The 15,541-nt window shown below is 64.3% G+C and carries 14 protein-coding genes; 10 read left to right on the top strand and 4 right to left on the bottom strand.

Going from position 1 to position 15,541, the window contains the following annotated elements; translation table 11 throughout:
• Positions 1-105 precede the first annotated feature (105 nt).
• Entirely contained in the window at positions 106-1,212 is a 1,107-nt protein-coding gene (locus QPK27_RS19145) for an MBL fold metallo-hydrolase (RefSeq protein WP_290419767.1), read from the bottom strand.
• A 364-nt stretch (positions 1,213-1,576) separates the two neighbouring features.
• On the opposite strand from QPK27_RS19145, the gene QPK27_RS19140 reads away from it, so the two are divergent.
• Genes QPK27_RS19140 through QPK27_RS19130 form a run of 3 tightly spaced genes read left to right on the top strand, consistent with a single transcriptional unit; the run spans position 1,577 to position 4,216 of the window.
• Positions 1,577-2,674 (top strand): sialidase family protein, encoded by a 1,098-nt coding sequence (locus QPK27_RS19140; RefSeq protein WP_290419766.1) that lies wholly within the window; start codon positions 1,577-1,579, stop codon positions 2,672-2,674.
• Positions 2,674-3,390, top strand: coding sequence for a hypothetical protein (locus tag QPK27_RS19135; protein WP_290419765.1), 717 nt, complete (start codon positions 2,674-2,676; stop codon positions 3,388-3,390). Before QPK27_RS19140 ends, QPK27_RS19135 begins: the two co-directional genes overlap by 1 nt.
• 4 nt (positions 3,391-3,394) lie before the next feature.
• A complete protein-coding gene (locus QPK27_RS19130; RefSeq protein ID WP_290419764.1) occupies positions 3,395-4,216 on the top strand; it encodes a hypothetical protein in 822 nt (273 codons plus the stop codon).
• 64 nt (positions 4,217-4,280) lie between these two features.
• Here the strand turns inward: QPK27_RS19130 and QPK27_RS19125 are convergent, their stop codons facing one another.
• Complete coding sequence (locus QPK27_RS19125; protein ID WP_290419763.1) at positions 4,281-4,724, bottom strand: nuclear transport factor 2 family protein; 444 nt, start codon at positions 4,722-4,724, stop codon at positions 4,281-4,283.
• A gap of 119 nt (positions 4,725-4,843) precedes the next feature.
• Between QPK27_RS19125 and QPK27_RS19120 the strand changes: the two genes are divergently transcribed.
• The 3 genes from QPK27_RS19120 to QPK27_RS19110 are packed head-to-tail and all read left to right on the top strand — an operon-like array spanning position 4,844 to position 6,332.
• Positions 4,844-5,281: an MbcA/ParS/Xre antitoxin family protein gene (locus QPK27_RS19120; RefSeq protein WP_290419762.1), complete on the top strand. Its 438-nt coding sequence runs from the start codon at positions 4,844-4,846 to the stop codon at positions 5,279-5,281.
• 24 nt (positions 5,282-5,305) lie between these two features.
• Positions 5,306-5,995, top strand: a complete 690-nt coding sequence (locus tag QPK27_RS19115) for an RES family NAD+ phosphorylase (RefSeq protein ID WP_290419761.1) — start codon at positions 5,306-5,308, stop codon at positions 5,993-5,995.
• A gap of 16 nt (positions 5,996-6,011) precedes the next feature.
• Positions 6,012-6,332: a DUF2288 domain-containing protein gene (locus QPK27_RS19110; protein WP_290419760.1), complete on the top strand. Its 321-nt coding sequence runs from the start codon at positions 6,012-6,014 to the stop codon at positions 6,330-6,332.
• Between the two features lie 182 nt (positions 6,333-6,514).
• Here the strand turns inward: QPK27_RS19110 and QPK27_RS19105 are convergent, their stop codons facing one another.
• Positions 6,515-8,542 carry a bifunctional 2',3'-cyclic-nucleotide 2'-phosphodiesterase/3'-nucleotidase gene (locus QPK27_RS19105; RefSeq protein WP_374047092.1) on the bottom strand — a complete coding sequence of 676 codons (2,028 nt, stop codon included), beginning with the start codon at positions 8,540-8,542 and terminating at the stop codon, positions 6,515-6,517.
• A gap of 165 nt (positions 8,543-8,707) precedes the next feature.
• Between QPK27_RS19105 and prfB the strand changes: the two genes are divergently transcribed.
• The 3 genes from prfB (at position 8,708) to lysS (ending at position 12,093) form a co-directional block, all read left to right on the top strand.
• Positions 8,708-9,812 (top strand): peptide chain release factor 2 gene (prfB, locus tag QPK27_RS19100; RefSeq protein WP_290419759.1). Its coding sequence is split into 2 segments (ribosomal slippage): positions 8,708-8,788 and positions 8,790-9,812, totalling 1,104 coding nucleotides; the frame shifts between segments, so codons are not numbered across the junction.
• Positions 9,813-9,844: 32 nt separating this feature from the next.
• Positions 9,845-10,510 carry an HAD family phosphatase gene (locus tag QPK27_RS19095; protein ID WP_290419758.1) on the top strand — a complete coding sequence of 222 codons (666 nt, stop codon included), beginning with the start codon at positions 9,845-9,847 and terminating at the stop codon, positions 10,508-10,510.
• Between the two features lie 38 nt (positions 10,511-10,548).
• Complete coding sequence (gene lysS / locus QPK27_RS19090) at positions 10,549-12,093, top strand: lysine--tRNA ligase (RefSeq protein ID WP_290419757.1); 1,545 nt, start codon at positions 10,549-10,551, stop codon at positions 12,091-12,093.
• Positions 12,094-12,234: 141 nt separating this feature from the next.
• Here the strand turns inward: lysS and ppnN are convergent, their stop codons facing one another.
• Positions 12,235-13,641, bottom strand: a complete 1,407-nt coding sequence (ppnN, locus tag QPK27_RS19085) for a nucleotide 5'-monophosphate nucleosidase PpnN (RefSeq protein ID WP_290419756.1) — start codon at positions 13,639-13,641, stop codon at positions 12,235-12,237.
• Between the two features lie 273 nt (positions 13,642-13,914).
• Here ppnN and QPK27_RS19080 point away from each other — a divergent pair, with 273 nt between their 5' ends.
• Entirely contained in the window at positions 13,915-15,420 is a 1,506-nt protein-coding gene (locus tag QPK27_RS19080; RefSeq protein ID WP_290419755.1) for a peptide MFS transporter, read from the top strand.
• Positions 15,421-15,541: the final 121 nt, after the last annotated feature.

Below are 15,541 nucleotides of genomic sequence, written 5' to 3'. Positions count from 1 at the left end.
CCCTAGACATGTGTCACCCATGTCTCTGTGCCAAACAGGCTCTGCCGCCGACGCGGCGATGGTTGGCAGCAAGATTATCCGGCACGACGCCGAAGCCGATAACAATCACCGCGTCGGCGGCGGAGCCGCCAACCCTACGGGCCGATACGTCGCCCCATGCTTCATCACGAAGAACGCATCCTCGGCCACGCCCTGGGCCGCGCGCGCCGTCGCCAGGTCGAGCGGCGCCTGATCCAGCCGCTCCTGCCCCATCGGATACGTTCCCCAGTGCATGCCCACGCTGCGCTTGACCTTCAGCTCGCGATGGATGCGCACCGCCTCGTCCGGGCTGACGTGCGAATTGCGGTACCACACCGGCTGGTACGCACCGATCCCCACCGCCGCCAGGTCGAAACCGTCGAAGCGCGCCGCGATGTCCTGAATATCCTTCGAATACGCCAGGTCGCCCGAGAAGAAGAAGGAAAACCCCGGCCGCGTCACGGCGAACCCGCCCCATAAAGTCTCGTTGCGGTCCCACGGCGAACGCGCCGACCAGTGGAACACCGGCAGCAGGTGCAGCTCGACGCCATCGACCGTGGTCTTGTCCCACCAATCCAGCTTGACGATGCGCGAGCGCTCGCCGCCAGTGACGTTTTTCTCGAGCCAGAGATCGACGCCCAGCGGCGCCACCAGCAACGGCGGTCCGCCCGCCTGCCGGTACAGCGCGCGCAGCGAATCCTTCGACAGGTGGTCGTAGTGCGAATGGCTGAGCAACACGACGTCGATGCGCGGCAGGTCGGCGAGCGCCACGCCCGGACGCTGGTGGCGCTTCGGTCCCGCGAACGGCACTGGCGAGGCGCGCTCGTCGAACACCGGGTCGGTCAGGATGTTCAGTCCGGTCCCGGTCTGGAACAGGAAGGTCGCGTGCCCGATCCAGGTCAGCGCCGGCTCGCTGCGGTTGGCGTGGATGAAGGCGAGGTCGGGCGCGACCGGCTCGATCGGCGCGCCCGGCGCCCGCACGGCCTCATCCTTGGTCCAGTTACGGATGCGCGCCGCCCAGCCCTCGAAGAAACCGAGCTTCGGCCGCTGGTAGGCCGGGTTGGGCGGGTAGTTGTTGGCGAATCCTTCAGGCCGGTGGTGCGGCTTATTGGAGTCGAAATATGGATTGACGTTCGCGCAGCCGGCAAGAAGCAGGCCAAGGACCAGTGCGGATAAAGGACGTAGATTGGGCATGCGGCAGAGTGAATATGGCACAGTTGCGGCTGGCGAAATCGCAAGTATAAGAGCAATGTTGCAAGCAGGCGCGGCCAACCTGTCGCACGCGTGCCGGCAGGCGGTCGCGTTTGCCGCATTTTTATAGCTGCCCTCATGCATTCTTGATCGCTTTCCGGTAGGATAGCGCCTTTCGCCGACGCTTCAGTTTGCTTCGGCGATCCCGTACTGCCAAAGATGCAATGCATCGCATGCGGGAGTCTTGATGTCCGAGCCCGGAGTGCCGAACGTGTCTGCTGGGTTCCCACCACTGGAGCGTATGGAAATATCCCGGATCAACCGGTCGCGGACCGGTCACTGGACTGTCCTTGCCTGTGCCCTCATCGTGCTGCTCGTGATCGGCGCCGAAGCGCTGCGCTGGAGCCGCGCCGCGCATGCCGCCGCCCGTCCCAGCATGGGCAGCGTCGGTCCCGCCGCCAGGGCCACGCTGACCGAACTGTCGCACACCCACATCCCCGCCCCGCAAGGCATGCCCTCGGCCCACGCCAGCGCCCTCACGCCGCTGGCCGGCGACGGCATGCTGGCGTTCTGGTGGGCCGGCAGCCGCGAAAGCGGTCCCGACGTGAAAGTATTCGCCTCGCGCTGGCGCAACGGCGCCTGGAGCGCGCCATGGGTCGTGGCCAGCCGCGAGTCGCTCGGCAAGGAACTCGGTTTCGGCGTGCGCCGCATCGGCAATCCGGTCGCCTGGACCGACCGTAGCGGCAAGGTCCACGTCTACGTCGTGGCGACCGGCCTCGGTGGCTGGGCCGCCGCGCGCATCGCCCACATCGTGTCAAACGACAGCGGCGCCACCTTCACCGTCCGCCGCGTGCTGCCGACCTCGCCCCTGTTCAATACCAGCGCCCTGGTGCGCACCTCGCCGGTAGCCCTCAGCGACGGCGGCTGGTGGCTGCCGGTGTATTTTGAAATCGGCAACAAGTATCCGATGCTGATGGCGTTCGACGCCGACGGCAACCCGACCTCGCTGGCGCGCATCGGCCACAGCACCTCGACCCTGCAGCCGGCCATCGTGCCCGTGTCCGCCACCGAAGTGCGCGCCCTGATGCGCGACGACGGCGAACAGGAACGGGTGCAGCACGCCAGCAGCCGCGACGGCGGCGCCAGCTGGGAAGACCTGCCGGCGCTCGAACTGCCGAACAAGAGCACCTCGGTGGCGGCGATCCGCCTGACCAGCGGCCAGTTCCTGATGCTGCACAACCATATCGCCGCCGGCGGCTCGGACCGCAACCTGCTGCGCCTGTCGATATCAAGCGACATGCGCACCTGGCATACGGTCACCGACATCGCCAAGGGCCCGGCCGGCGACGAATTCTCGTACCCGACCATGCAGCAGGTCGGCAACGAACTGCACATCACTTACACCTGGCAGCGCCAGAACATCGCGCACCACCGCTACAAGATCACGCTCGGGGAGAGTATTTGATGACCTTGCCTGACCTGGCCCTGCAGATCGTTTACGCCCGCCTCGGCTGGGCGGTGGTGGCCACCACCATCGTCTGCGCCCTGTGGCGCGGCCCGGCGCTGACGCGCCCGCTGCTCGTCGCGATCATGGGCGGCGCCCTGGTGGCGATGGCGCTGCCGGGCCAGCTGTCGCCGGCCTGGTGGCTGGGCCTGGCGTTCCAGTACCCGAGCGGCCTGCTGGTCGGCTGCTGCGCGCTGCGCCTGTTCGAGCGCTGGCACGGCATCCGCCGCAGCCGCGCGATGCCGCACACGCTGGCGGGCGTGCTGGTGGTGTGCGGCACGCTGCTGTACCTGGACACCTTCGGCCTGCTGGCGCGCGGCTTCTATTACGCCGGCTTCTGGCCGGTGCTCGCGCCGCTGGCCGCCGCGCTCGGCGCAGCGGCCTGTGCGCTGGCGGTCGTGCGCGGCCATGCGCGTAGCCCGGCGGCGGCGATGCTGGGCGCGATTGCCCTGTTTTCGCTGCTGCGCCTGCCGACCGGCAATCTGTGGGACGCCATGCTCGATCCGCTGCTGTGCGGCTGGGCCGTTTTCACGCTGGCCGCCGGCGCGCTGCGCAAGAGCGGCCGCCGCGCCACCGACCCCGCGGCGGGCGCACCCGTGGCCGGCACACCCGAATCGCCGCTGGCGCCGGTACTGCAGCCCGCCCCGGTAGAACAATTTTCGTCTGTAAAGGAGTAAGTAGTTGGAAAATCAAAAATGGTACAAGCACCCGGTGATCGTCACCGCGAGCGTGATCAACGCGTTCGCGCTGCTGCTGGCCCTGATCTGGAAGGATAATCCGCATGAGCTGTCGCGCCTGCTGGTCGAGGATGGCATCGTCGAGTGGACCCAGTTCCTGGCCTTCGCACTGACCGCCGGCCTGCTTGGCTACGTGACGGTGGACCGCTTCAAGCGCAACGGCTTCGGCCTCGAAGTGCTGGTGCTGGGCGGCCTGTCGGCGCTGGTGGCGCTGGCCGCGCTGGAAGAGATCAGCTGGTTCCAGCGCATCCTGCAGATCCAGTCGTCCGAGTTCTTCCTGCAAAACAACCGTCAGGGCGAAACAAATCTGCACAACCTCGGCTTCGGCAAGGAAAGCCTGCACAAGGCGGTGCTGCTGAAGATCATCGTCATCGCCGGCCTGACCCATAACCTGATCCTGCCGCTGCTGGCGCGCAAGCGTCCGGCCATCCGCACTTTCGTCGAGCGCTTCGGCCTGTACCTGCCGCCGCTGGCCGCCTCGGTGCCGTACCTGATCCTGGTGATCCTGTCGCACCTCTTCATCGAGCACCCGCGCAAGGGCGAGCTGGGCGAACTGTTCGGCGCGGTGCACTACATGGCCACCGTGTTCGGCGCCTATTTCGTCGGCGTGGCGTACAACAAGCCGGCGCTGTTCGAAGGCGTGTCGGCGCGCCGCATCTCGGTGCTGTTCGCGCTGCTGATGCTGTTCCTGTTCATGAACGGCTGGATGCTGAGCGCCGGCGCCGGCGCCAGCGCGATGATGAATTCGGGGATCGTTGCGGACTGATGTTCGCAGCCTGACATTCGAGAGCCGGCATCCGATGCCGGCTTTTTTTCGCCTGCCGTGTCGGCTAGGGGCGGCAGTCACAGCCCCGGTCGAAGACCACCCGCCACCTTCCCGGCGCTTCCAGCCGCCACACCGAATTGAAGCTGCCAATGCGTTTTCCGTCCGGGTCGAAGATCGCGCCGCTGCTGTAGGCCAGCGTGCCCGAAGCCAGCACCTCCACCTGTGCCGGCTGCCACGAGAACGGCGCGCGCGGCCCGTCGTAGTAGCGGCGCCAGACCTTGCGCACCGCGTCGCTGCCGCGCAGCACTTGACTTCCCGACATGAAGATCGCCTCGTGCGCCAGAAAATGGCTGAAGCCGTCGAAGTCGCGCGCCGCCATCGTGGCCGCGAATGCGCGCTCGCTCTCGAACACCTGGCGCCGCAGGTCGCCGGGCGACGAGCGCACGCTGCCAACGGTCACGGTTGCCAGCAAGCAGGCGGCGATCAGCGACAGCGAACGTAGGCGCATGGCAGCGGAGTTTGCGTTTTTGGCAAACCGGGAATTCTGTCACGGTCGCTCATGCTTGACAACCGCAGGTTGCAATGTTTTCGAAATCGGAGTATAAAGAATCCACTACCGGAGGAATCATGAACTTAGCCTACGCCTACCCCAAGAGCCGCTTCGAGCCGGCGGTACTGGTCGACCTGAATTCCCGCGTCGAGCGCGAACGCCTGTCGCGCTCGGCCCTCACAGGCTTCTTCAAGCTGGCTGCCAGCTGGCAGGTGCGCGACGACGATGCGCGCGAACTGCTCGGCGGCCTGTCGTCTTCGTCATACTACGAATGGAAGAAGAACCCCGAGCGCGTGCTCGAAGTCGACCGCATCACGCGCATCTCGTACCTGCTTGGCATCTATAAAGCGCTGCACATCCTGTACGGCGACAAGCTGGCCGACGAATGGGTCCACCTGCCGAATACCAATCCGGTGTTCGCCGGCCGCTCGCCGCTGGCCTACATGCTGGGTGGCGGCCTGCTGGCGATGCAGAACGTGCGCCGGCTGCTCGACGCCCGCCGCGGCGGACTTTGATCGCCTGGCCATGAGCGTGCGCCCATGACCCTGCGCCTCGTGCCCAAACTCAGCCTGCTGCGCCAGAACGACACCTGCCGCCTGATCCCGTCGCGCTTCGCCGACGTCGAGGATTCGGTGCTGGCCCCGCTGGCCGACAGCGACGGCGCCTTGCGCGACCTGTTCGACCTCGACAACGCCACCAGCGAACGGCTGCGCGGCGAATCCGGCCTGCTGCCGGGCATCGGCATGGACGAACTGGTGTTCGGCGTGCCCAACTTCCGCATCATCAACGCCGCTTATACCTATGCGCGGCCCGAAGGCAGCCGCTTCAACGACGGCGAGCGCGGCGCCTGGTATTGCGGGTTCTCGGCCGAGACCTCGCTGGCCGAAGTCATCTTCCACAAGACGGTCGAGTACAGCGAGATCAACCGCTTCGACGACAGCGTGACGTACCAGGCCTTGCTGGCCGACTTCAGCGCCACCTTCCACGATTTGCGCGGCATCGAGGCGTATCTGCCGTGCCTGGACCCGTCCAGCTACGTGGCCTCGCAGGCGCTGGCCAACGAACTGCTCGACGCCGGCTCGATGGGCGTGATCTTTCCCAGCGTGCGCGATCCCGGCGGCACCTGCCTGGCGTGCTTCCGCCCGGCGCTGGTCGGCAATGTGCGCAAGGCGCAGACGTATCGGTTAACATGGGCGGGTTCGCCGCATCCTGCGGTCGAGATTCAATGATTCCCGAAGCAAAAGCATGAAAACCAATCCCGAAAAAGACACCGAACTGCACGACAAGATCAACCGCGAGACCGGCCGCATCCAGTGGAAGGAACTCGACCGCCACTTCGCCAGCGGCTCGGTGGTGTGGGTCAGCGAGCAGCTGGACCTGATCGACGTCGCGCTGCGCATCGCGCACGACGACAAGGACAGCATCACGCGCTGGATGAACGATGGAATGCTGGCGAAGGTGAGCGACGCGCAGGCGCAGAGCTGGGTGGAACAGGATGCGACGCTGTGGGCGTCGGTGGTGAGCCCGTTCGTGCTGGTGCAGGAGCCGAAGAAGCAGCTGCATTGAGGGGCTGGTTCGCGCGGACGTCACCCTTATTGCAATTGTTATCCTAAAAACCGTCGCCCCCGCGCAGGCGGGGGCCCAAGTTTGCGTGCGAACCACCTGCGTTGAAGGTAGCGGCTGCGCTACGAACTTGGGCCCCCGCCTGCGCGGGGGCGACGTGCTTCTGCCAGCAGCTAAAGGTAGCGTTACTTCGACAGATCGACCGCGTACAAGGCCATGCCCTTGCCGGCGCCGTCATCTTCCTTCAGCTGACTGACATTGGCCAGCCCGGCCTCCTGCGCCAGCCCCACCAGCCCCGGCGCCGAACGGAACACCACCGGACCCGCCGTCTGCACGCGTGCAAACTTCCAGCTGCGCGCCGACCCATGCTCCTTGCGCGTCAGCTGCTTCGCATTGCGCACGTACTCGATCAGGATGTCGCGGTTGTTGTCGGGCGAAGCCAGCACCACGTTGCTGCCATCCAGCCCCGGGAACCCGCCGCCACCGCTGGCGCGGTAGTTGTTGGTCGCGACCAGGAATTCCTGCCTGGCCTCGACCGCCTTGCCGCGGTATTGCAGGTTGCGGATCCGATCGCCCGGCGCGCGGGTGACGTCGATCTCGTAGCTGACGTCCGGCGAGGTCACGGTATCGAAATTAAAGCTCGGGAAGCGGCTGTTGACCAGCTCCTGCGGCGCCGACTGTTTCGGGTCGATCGTGTTGAAACGCCCTGCCGCCGTCTCCAGCCACGCCTTCAGGCCCGCGCCATCCACCTTCACCGCGTACAGCGAGTTCGGGAACAGGTACAGGTCGGCCGCGTTGTTCAGCGCCAAGTCGCCCGCCGGCACGTCGGTGAAATCGGCCGCGGTCGGGAAGCCGCCCTTGAACGGCGCCGATACCGACAGCACCGGCAGGCTGGCGTACTGCGGCAGGTTGGCCTTGACGTACTTGACGACGTAGTCGGCCTGCGCGCGGTTGACGATCTCGATCGCCGACGGGTCGCCGACGTCGGCGAAGTAGCTCGACATGCGGAACTGGGTCGCGCCGATCGGCGTCTTGACGTAGGCGATGGTCGCCTCGTGCTCGGCCTTCACCAGCGCGCGCACTTCTGCATCCGGCTCGACGAAGGTCTTTGGGCCGGTCTGGGTCGAACGCGCCTGAACCACCGTCTTGTCCTTGTCCACACTCCAGGCCTTGCCGTCATATTTCAGATGCAGCTGGACCACGCCCAGGTGCTTGCCCCACTGGCTCGGCATCACGGCCGGCACGCCATTCACCAGGCCGCGCACTTTATCGACGCCCGGCAGGTTGAACTGGCCGACCGTGCTGTCCTTGTTCGGGAACAGCTGGTGCGCATGCCCCATCAGGACCACGTCCACGCCCGGCACCTTGGCCAGGTGCCAGTTGGTATTTTCCATCTTGGCCGAATACGGGCTGTCGTCCAGGCCCGCGTGGCCCAGCACCACCACCAGGTCGGCGCCCTTCTTCTTCATCTCGGGGATGAATTTTTCAGCGGTCGCGCGGATGTCCAGCGGCGCCACGCGGCCGTCCAGCCAGCGCTTGTCCCACGACATGATGTCCGGCGGGGTGAAGCCGATGATGCCGACCTTGACCGTCGTCTCGACCTGCTTGCCGTTGGCGCCGGTGGCGACGATCTTCTTGTCGAGAATGCGGTACGGCGCGAACAGCGGCTGCTTGCTCTGCAGGCTCTGGATGTTGGCCAGCACGATCGGGAACTTCGGTCCGGCGCACGGCTTGGCGGCGGGCGTCACGTCCTTGACCTTGAAGCTGCTGCCGGTGACCTGGTTCAGGAACGGCAGGCCGTAGTTGAATTCATGGTTGCCGACCGTGGCGCCCTCGTAGCCGAGCGCATTCATGATCTTGTAGATGCCCAGCACCTCGCCGCATTTCGGCGGCGCCACCAGGGATTGGTAGTCGGCGAACGCCGTGCCCTGGATGGTGTCGCCATTGTCGAGTAGCAGGGTGTTGGCGAACTCCTTGCGCGCCTGGCGGATCAGGGTCGCGGTGCGATCGAAGCCGATCGACGGTTCCTCGGCCAGCTTGTAGTAGTCGTAGCCGACCACGTTCGAGTGCAGGTCGGATGTCTCGAGCACGGCCAGCACGGCGGACGTGCCCTTGGCTGGCGCGGTTGCGGCATACACGGGAAGGCTGAATAAGACAGGCGCGAACGCCATGCAAATCTGGTAACGCAAGGTGGTGTTTGAAGCGACGGACATGGTGATTCCAGGTGAATAGACGGGCCGATGATACGGCAGCGCCCTGCGCCGGGGCAAGAAAGAATCTGTCCAGACAACTTCGGCAGGGGCTGGCGGGCGACTTCGGCGCCGCAGTCGTTTATAATCTCCGGTTCGATTCAACCTACAAACGAGACTGCCAAGACCATGGAAGCTGAACGCATCAATGCCATTTCCGCCCTGCTGAACGACCTGACCGGTCGTGAGGCCGAACTTCGGAGGTATCTTTGACTTCGATAAGAAGTCGGAGAAACTAGAACAGGTCAACCAGGAGATGGAAGATCCATCGATCTGGAACGACCAGAAGCGCGCCCAGGAGATGGGCAAAGAGAAGAAGGCGCTGGAAGGCGTCGTGCTGGTGCTCGAGAAGGCGAAAGCCGACCTGCTTGATGCGCGCGACCTGTTCGACATGGCGCGCGAGGAAGGCGACGACGACACGCTCGAAGCCGTGGCCGCCGACCTGGATGCGATCCTGAAGATCATCGAAGGCATGGAATTCCGCCGGATGTTCAACAACCCGATGGACCACGCCAGCTGCTTCATCGACATCCAGGCCGGCGCCGGCGGCACCGAAGCCCAGGACTGGGCCTCGATGCTGCTGCGCCAATACCTGCGCTACTGCGAACGCAAGGGCTTCAAGGCCGAGATCCTGGAGCAGTCAGAGGGCGAGGTCGCGGGCATCAAGACCGCCACCATCAAGGTCGACGGCGAATATGCCTATGGCCACCTGCGCACCGAGACCGGCGTGCACCGCCTGGTGCGCAAGTCGCCGTTCGACTCGGCCAACGGCCGCCACACCTCGTTCACCTCGCTGTTCGTGTACCCGGAGGTCGACGACTCGATCGAGATCGAGATCAACCCGGCCGACGTGCGTATCGATACCTACCGCGCATCGGGCGCCGGCGGTCAGCACATCAACAAGACCGATTCTGCGGTGCGCCTGACCCACGGCCCATCCGGTATCGTCGTGCAGTGCCAGAACGACCGCTCGCAGCACCGCAACAAGGCCGAAGCATGGGACATGCTGCGCGCCAAGCTGTATGAACTCGAGCTGCGCAACCGCATGAGCGAGCAGCAGAAGCTGGAAGACTCCAAGACCGACGTCGGCTGGGGCCACCAGATCCGCTCGTACGTGCTGGACCAGTCGCGCATCAAGGACTTGCGTACCGGTTTCGAGACCGGCAATACCAAGAACGTGCTCGACGGCGATCTGGACGACTTCATCTCCGCCTCGCTCAAGCAAGGCGTGTGATTCCACTCGCTCAACCGTAAAGGCACTCAACGATGACTTCTTCTTCCCGCGCGCTGATCTTCGACATGGACGGCACGATCGTCGACAACATGAGCTTCCACACGCAAGCGTGGATCGCATTCTTCGAACGGCGCGGGAAGAGCATCGACCCGGACCAGTTTTTCCGCGATACGGCGGGCCGCCAGGGCAAGGAAATCATCCGCCACTATGTTGGCGAGGATTTGAGCGACGATGAGATCATGGCGCTGACCCACGAGAAGGAAGTGCTGTACCGCGAGATGTACGGCCCGCACCGGCGCACCGTCGAAGGTTTCGATGCCTTCATCGAGACGGCGCGCGCACGCGGCTGGAAACTGGCCGTCGCCACCTCGGCCTCGCCCGGCAGCGCGCGCTTCGTGCTGGACGACATGGGCCTGCGCGAGCGCTTCGACGAAGTCGTGATCGGCACCATCGACGTCCCGCGCGGCAAACCGCATCCGGACGTGTTCCTGAAAGCGGCCGACCGCTGCGGCGTGATGCCGGCGCAATCGATCGTGTTCGAGGATGCGCCGCTGGGCGTGGAAGCGGCGCGCCGCGCCGGCATGCGCGCGGTGGTCTTGACCACCACCCTGCCTGCGTCCGCGTTCGCCGAATTCGACAACGTGATCGCCATCGTCAACGATTTCACGCAGCTGGACGTTGAAACGCTGTTGGCCTGAATACAGCCAGTACCACCAAAACTAGAACAGAACACATCATGACCACCGAAAACCAAGAACAGCAGGCCCCAGCCACCGCTCCGGGCGCCGACGAGAACAAGATCATGGCCGAGCGCCGCGCCAAGCTGGCGGCGATCCGCGAAAAAGGCATCGCCTTCCCGAACGACTTCGTGCCGCAGCACAAAGCCGCCGACCTGGTCGCCACCTATGGCGGCAAGACCCGCGAAGAACTGGAAGCCGAACCGGTGCCGGTGGTGCTGGCCGGCCGCATGATGCTGCGCCGCGAAGCCGGCAAGAAAGCCGCCTTCGCCACCCTGCAGGATAGTTCCGGCCCGGCCGCCGATGGCCGCATCCAGGTCTACATCACCCTCGACAGCGCCGGCGAAGCCGCGATGGAAGAACTGCGCAGCTACGACCTGGGCGACATCCTGGGCGTCGAAGGTACCCTGTTCAAAACCAAGGTCGAAGAGCTGACCATCAAGGTCACCAAACTGCGCCTGGTGGCCAAGGCGATCCGTCCGCTGCCGGACAAATTCCACGGCCTGGCCGACCAGGAAACCAAGTACCGCCAGCGCTACGTCGACCTGATCATGAACGAAGAGACGCGCCGCACCTTCAAGGCGCGTACCGCCGCGATGTCGTCGATGCGCCGCTTCATGGAAAAGAACGGCTTCATGGAAGTCGAGACCCCGATGTTGCACCCTATTCCCGGCGGCGCCGCGGCCAAGCCCTTCGTCACCCACCACAACGCGCTGGACATGGAAATGTACCTGCGCATCGCGCCGGAACTGTACCTGAAGCGCCTGGTGGTGGGCGGCTTCGACCGTGTGTTCGAAGTCAACCGCAACTTCCGCAACGAGGGTGTCTCGGTCCGCCACAACCCTGAATTCACGATGATGGAATTCTATGCGGCCTACACCGACTACAAGTGGATCATGAACTTCACCGAAGAAGTGATCCGCCAGGCCGCGATCGATTCGAACGGCAGCGCCGTGCTGACCTACGGCGGACGCGAACTCGACCTGTCGAAGCCGTTCCAGCGCCTGACCATCGTCGAGGCGATCGACAAGTACGCGCCGGGCTATACTCCCGAGCAGCTGAACGACGTCGAGTTCATCAAGCAGGAACTGCTGAAGTTCGGCGTCAAGCCGTTCGCCACCGCCGGCCTGGGCGCGCTGCAGCTGGCCCTGTTCGAAGAGACCGCCGAAGCGCTGCTGTGGGAACCGACCTTCATCATCGACTACCCGGTCGAAGTCTCGCCGCTGGCGCGCGCCTCGGACGTGCGCGAAGGGATCACCGAGCGCTTCGAGCTGTTCATGGTGGGCCGCGAAATCGCCAACGGCTTCTCGGAGCTGAACGACCCTGAAGACCAGGCGGCGCGCTTCCTGTCGCAGGTGGCGGCCAAGGACGCGGGCGACGACGAGGCGATGTTCTACGACGCCGACTACATCCGCGCGCTGGAATACGGCATGCCGCCGGCCGGCGGCTGCGGTATCGGTATCGATCGCCTGATGATGCTGATTACGGATTCGCCGAACATCCGCGACGTGCTGCTGTTCCCCCACCTGCGCAAGGAAGACTGATGTAGCAAGGCCGCCGGAAGGCGGCCTTTTTTATTTGCGTGCCATTACCGCGAAACGTTGGCCCGCTCCTCCCGAACGTCATCCCCGCCTGCGCGGGGATGACGTTCAAACGGACGTAGCCGAATTTGAGATTGCGGTGCGCTACTGCACGATCGTATAGCAAGGCACATACGCCTTGCCCGGCAACTTCATCCGGCTCTGCTCCACGAACGACTGCAATAGCGCATCCATCGGCCCCATGATAGCCGCCTCGCCCTGGATCTCGTACTTGCCGAACTGCTCGATCGCGCGGATGCCCTCTTCCTTGACGTTGCCCGCCACCACGCCCGAGAACGCGCGCCGCAGCTGGGCCGCCAGCAGGTGCGGTTCCTGTCCCCGGTGCAGCTTCAGGTTGCGCATGTTCTCGTGCGTCGGCTTGAACGGCTTCTGGAATTCGGGGTCGATCTTCAGGCGCCAGTTGTAGTAATAGGCGTCGCTGTGGGCCTTGCGGAAGGCGCGCACCTGCTGGATACCCGCGACCATCTCACGCGCCACCGCGTCCGGATCGTCGATGATGATCTTGTAGCGCCGCTGCGCCGCCTCGCCCAGGGTGACGCCGATGAACTGGTCGATTTGGGTGAAGTATTCGCGCGCCGCCGCCGGACCCGTGAAGATCAGCGGGAACGGAATCTCGGCATTCTCGGGGTGCAGCAGGATGCCGAGGATGTACAGGATCTCTTCGGCGGTGCCGGCGCCGCCTGGGAACACGATGATGCCGTGGCCGGTGCGCACGAATGCTTCCAGGCGCTTTTCGATGTCCGGCATGATCACCAGGTCGTTGACGATCGGGTTCGGCGACTCGGCGGCGATGATGCCCGGTTCCGAGATGCCGAGATACCGCCCGCCCGACAGGCGCTGTTTGGAGTGGCCGATAGTGGCGCCCTTCATCGGGCCCTTCATCGCGCCCGGGCCGCAGCCGGTGCAAATGTCCAGTTCGCGCAGGCCGAGCGCGTAGCCGACCTGCTTGGTGTAGTTGTATTCGAGGCGCGAGATCGAGTGCCCGCCCCAGCACACCACCAGGTTCGGATTGCGCTGCGGCTGCAGCACATTGGCGTTGCGCAGGATGTGGAACACGGCGTCGGTGATGCCGTCGCTGCGGGTCAGGTCGAATTTGGGGTTGTCGGTGACGTCGAAGTGGACGTAGACGATGTCGCGCAGCACCGCGAACAGGTGTTCGTGGATGCCCTTGATCATCTTGCCGTCGACGAAGGCCTGGCCGGGCGCGCCGCGGATGTCGAGCTTGATGCCGCGCTCGCGCTGCAGGATGCTGATGTCGAACGAAGCGTAGCGTTCCATCAGCTCCTTGCCGTCGTCGATGCTGCTGCCGCTGTTCAGAACCGCCAGCGCGCACTTGCGGAAGATGTCGTACAGGCCGGCCTTGCTGGTGTCCAGCAGCTTGGTCACTTCGGCCTTGGACAATACTTCGAGCCGGCCTTCGGGAGAAATCAGGGTATCGACCGACTTCAGGTTTTCCGGCGAAATCAGGGTGTCGACTACTTCATGGGTCATGGTCTGTTTTTCCTCTTTCCGTTGCTTGAAACTCTAGTAGCCTGAACAGCAATATACGCCAAAGCGCACCACGATGCCTGTCCAAAAAAAGGCAGCCGTGCACCGCGCCGTGCACCGCCTTCGCGCGTCAATACCACATCCGGAAAAAATTCGCTTGTGGTACCTGATATGCACTAGAATGCGTGCCTATTGGAATGCTCGGCCGTCGCATTCGCGGTGCCCAGGTGCTTCATATAACTATTATTCGAGTCAATCTATTTCGGGAGGAACCGCATGAGCGGTGCAGCTACTACACCCGCCAAGGGACCCCTTCCAGAATTCAAGCAGATCATGGGCCATCCAGCACCGCTGTGGATGCTGTTCATGACCGAATTCTGGGAGCGTTTCGCTTTCTACGGCATTCGTTGGGCACTCGTCCTTTACATCGTCGGCCAGTTCTTCGGCGGCGACGCATCCGGCCAGGCCGAGGCCAACCTCACCTACGGTTCCTACCTCGCGCTGGTGTACGCCGGCGCCGTCTTCGGCGGCTACGTGGCCGACCGCGTCATCGGTTATCAGCGTTCGATCCTGACCGGCGCCATCTTCATGGCGGCAGGCCTGTTCATGATCACCATCCCGAACCATGACATCTTCAAGCTCGGCCTGGCGACCATCATCGTCGGCAACGGCATGTTCAAGCCGAACATCTCGGCCATGGTCGGCCAGCTGTATTCGCTGAACGACACCCGCCGCGATTCGGGCTTCACCATCTTCTACATGGGCATCAACGTCGGCGCCTTCTTCGCGCCGATCCTGACCCAGATCCTGGCCGAGAAGGTGTTCGGCACCAGCGCCATGCCGTCGTACAAGATCGTGTTCCTGGCCTCGGGCATCGGCATGCTGATCTCGCTGGTGTGGTTCTACATCGGCCGCAAGACCCTGCAGGGCATCGGCGCCGCAAACGGAGAACTGGCCAACCCGAAGCGCCAGATCATGGTCATCGTCGGCTCGCTGATCGTGATCCCGATCGTCTACTTCCTGCTGCAGGCCGGCGCCAACAACCTGCAGATCCTGCTGACCGTGCTGTTCATCGGCCTGGCCGCGATGCTGATCATCGAAGGCATCCGCGAAGGCAAGGTCGCGCGCGACAAGACCTGGGCGATGATGATCATCTTCTTCTTCAACGTCCTGTTCTGGTGCTTCTTCGAGCAGGCCGGCAGCTCGTTCACCTTCCTGGCCGCGAACATCGTCGACCGCAACCTGAGCGGCTTCGAATTCCCGGTGGCCTGGTTCCAGTCGGTGAACTCGATCGCCATCATCGTGTGCGCGCCGATCATCGCCGCGATCTGGGTCTGGCTGGGCAAGCGCAACGCCAACCCGTCGATCCCGCGCAAGTTCGGCCTCGGCCTGATCTTCAACGGCCTGGCCTTCGGCCTGCTGATGTACGCGCTGTCGCAGCTGATCAACGACAACGGCAAGATCCCGTTCTGGACCCTGTTCATGGTCTACGTGATCCAGTCGGTGGGTGAACTGTGCCTGTCGCCGATCGGTCTGTCGATGGTGACCAAGCTGGCGCCGACCCGCCTGGTGGGCCTGGGCATGGGCGGCTGGTTCCTGTCGACCGGTATCGGCAACAACCTGTCCGGCATCTTCGCCTCGCACGTCTCGGGTGAATCCGGCATGTCGGTGGCGTCGGCCCTGAGCGGCTACAGCTTCGGCTTCTGGTCGCTGCTGGGCGGCGGCGTGCTGCTGTTCGTGCTGGCGCCGTTGATCCAGAAACTGATGCACGGCGTGAAATAACACGCTCCCTGCTTCGCCAAGAACGGCGGCCTATATGGCCGCCGTTTTTTCATCCCCCGCCGCCGTGATGGCTGCCGTTGCCGTGCCAAGCAGCTTTGTTGGTTAGTTACGAATCACGGGT

The sequence above is a fragment of the Massilia sp. YIM B02443 genome (genome assembly GCF_030411955.1).
GTDB lineage: Bacteria > Pseudomonadota > Gammaproteobacteria > Burkholderiales > Burkholderiaceae_D > Telluria.
The sequence above is the reverse complement of the archived record's forward strand: the minus strand, read 5'-3'. Positions and strand labels throughout refer to the sequence as shown.

Excerpts from the sequence above, each read along its gene's own strand:
- QPK27_RS19120 (WP_290419762.1), top strand. The coding sequence starts at position 4,844 with ATGAACTTAGCCTACGCCTACCCCAAGAGCCGCTTCGAGCCGGCGGTA.
- QPK27_RS19110 (WP_290419760.1), top strand. The coding sequence starts at position 6,012 with ATGAAAACCAATCCCGAAAAAGACACCGAACTGCACGACAAGATCAAC.
- ppnN (WP_290419756.1), bottom strand. The coding sequence starts at position 13,641 with ATGACCCATGAAGTAGTCGACACCCTGATTTCGCCGGAAAACCTGAAG.
- QPK27_RS19145 (WP_290419767.1), bottom strand. The coding sequence starts at position 1,212 with ATGCCCAATCTACGTCCTTTATCCGCACTGGTCCTTGGCCTGCTTCTT.
- QPK27_RS19135 (WP_290419765.1), top strand. The coding sequence starts at position 2,674 with ATGACCTTGCCTGACCTGGCCCTGCAGATCGTTTACGCCCGCCTCGGC.
- QPK27_RS19115 (WP_290419761.1), top strand. The coding sequence starts at position 5,306 with ATGACCCTGCGCCTCGTGCCCAAACTCAGCCTGCTGCGCCAGAACGAC.
- QPK27_RS19105 (WP_374047092.1), bottom strand. The coding sequence starts at position 8,542 with ATGTCCGTCGCTTCAAACACCACCTTGCGTTACCAGATTTGCATGGCG.
- QPK27_RS19095 (WP_290419758.1), top strand. The coding sequence starts at position 9,845 with ATGACTTCTTCTTCCCGCGCGCTGATCTTCGACATGGACGGCACGATC.
- QPK27_RS19080 (WP_290419755.1), top strand. The coding sequence starts at position 13,915 with ATGAGCGGTGCAGCTACTACACCCGCCAAGGGACCCCTTCCAGAATTC.
- QPK27_RS19125 (WP_290419763.1), bottom strand. The coding sequence starts at position 4,724 with ATGCGCCTACGTTCGCTGTCGCTGATCGCCGCCTGCTTGCTGGCAACC.
- lysS (WP_290419757.1), top strand. The coding sequence starts at position 10,549 with ATGACCACCGAAAACCAAGAACAGCAGGCCCCAGCCACCGCTCCGGGC.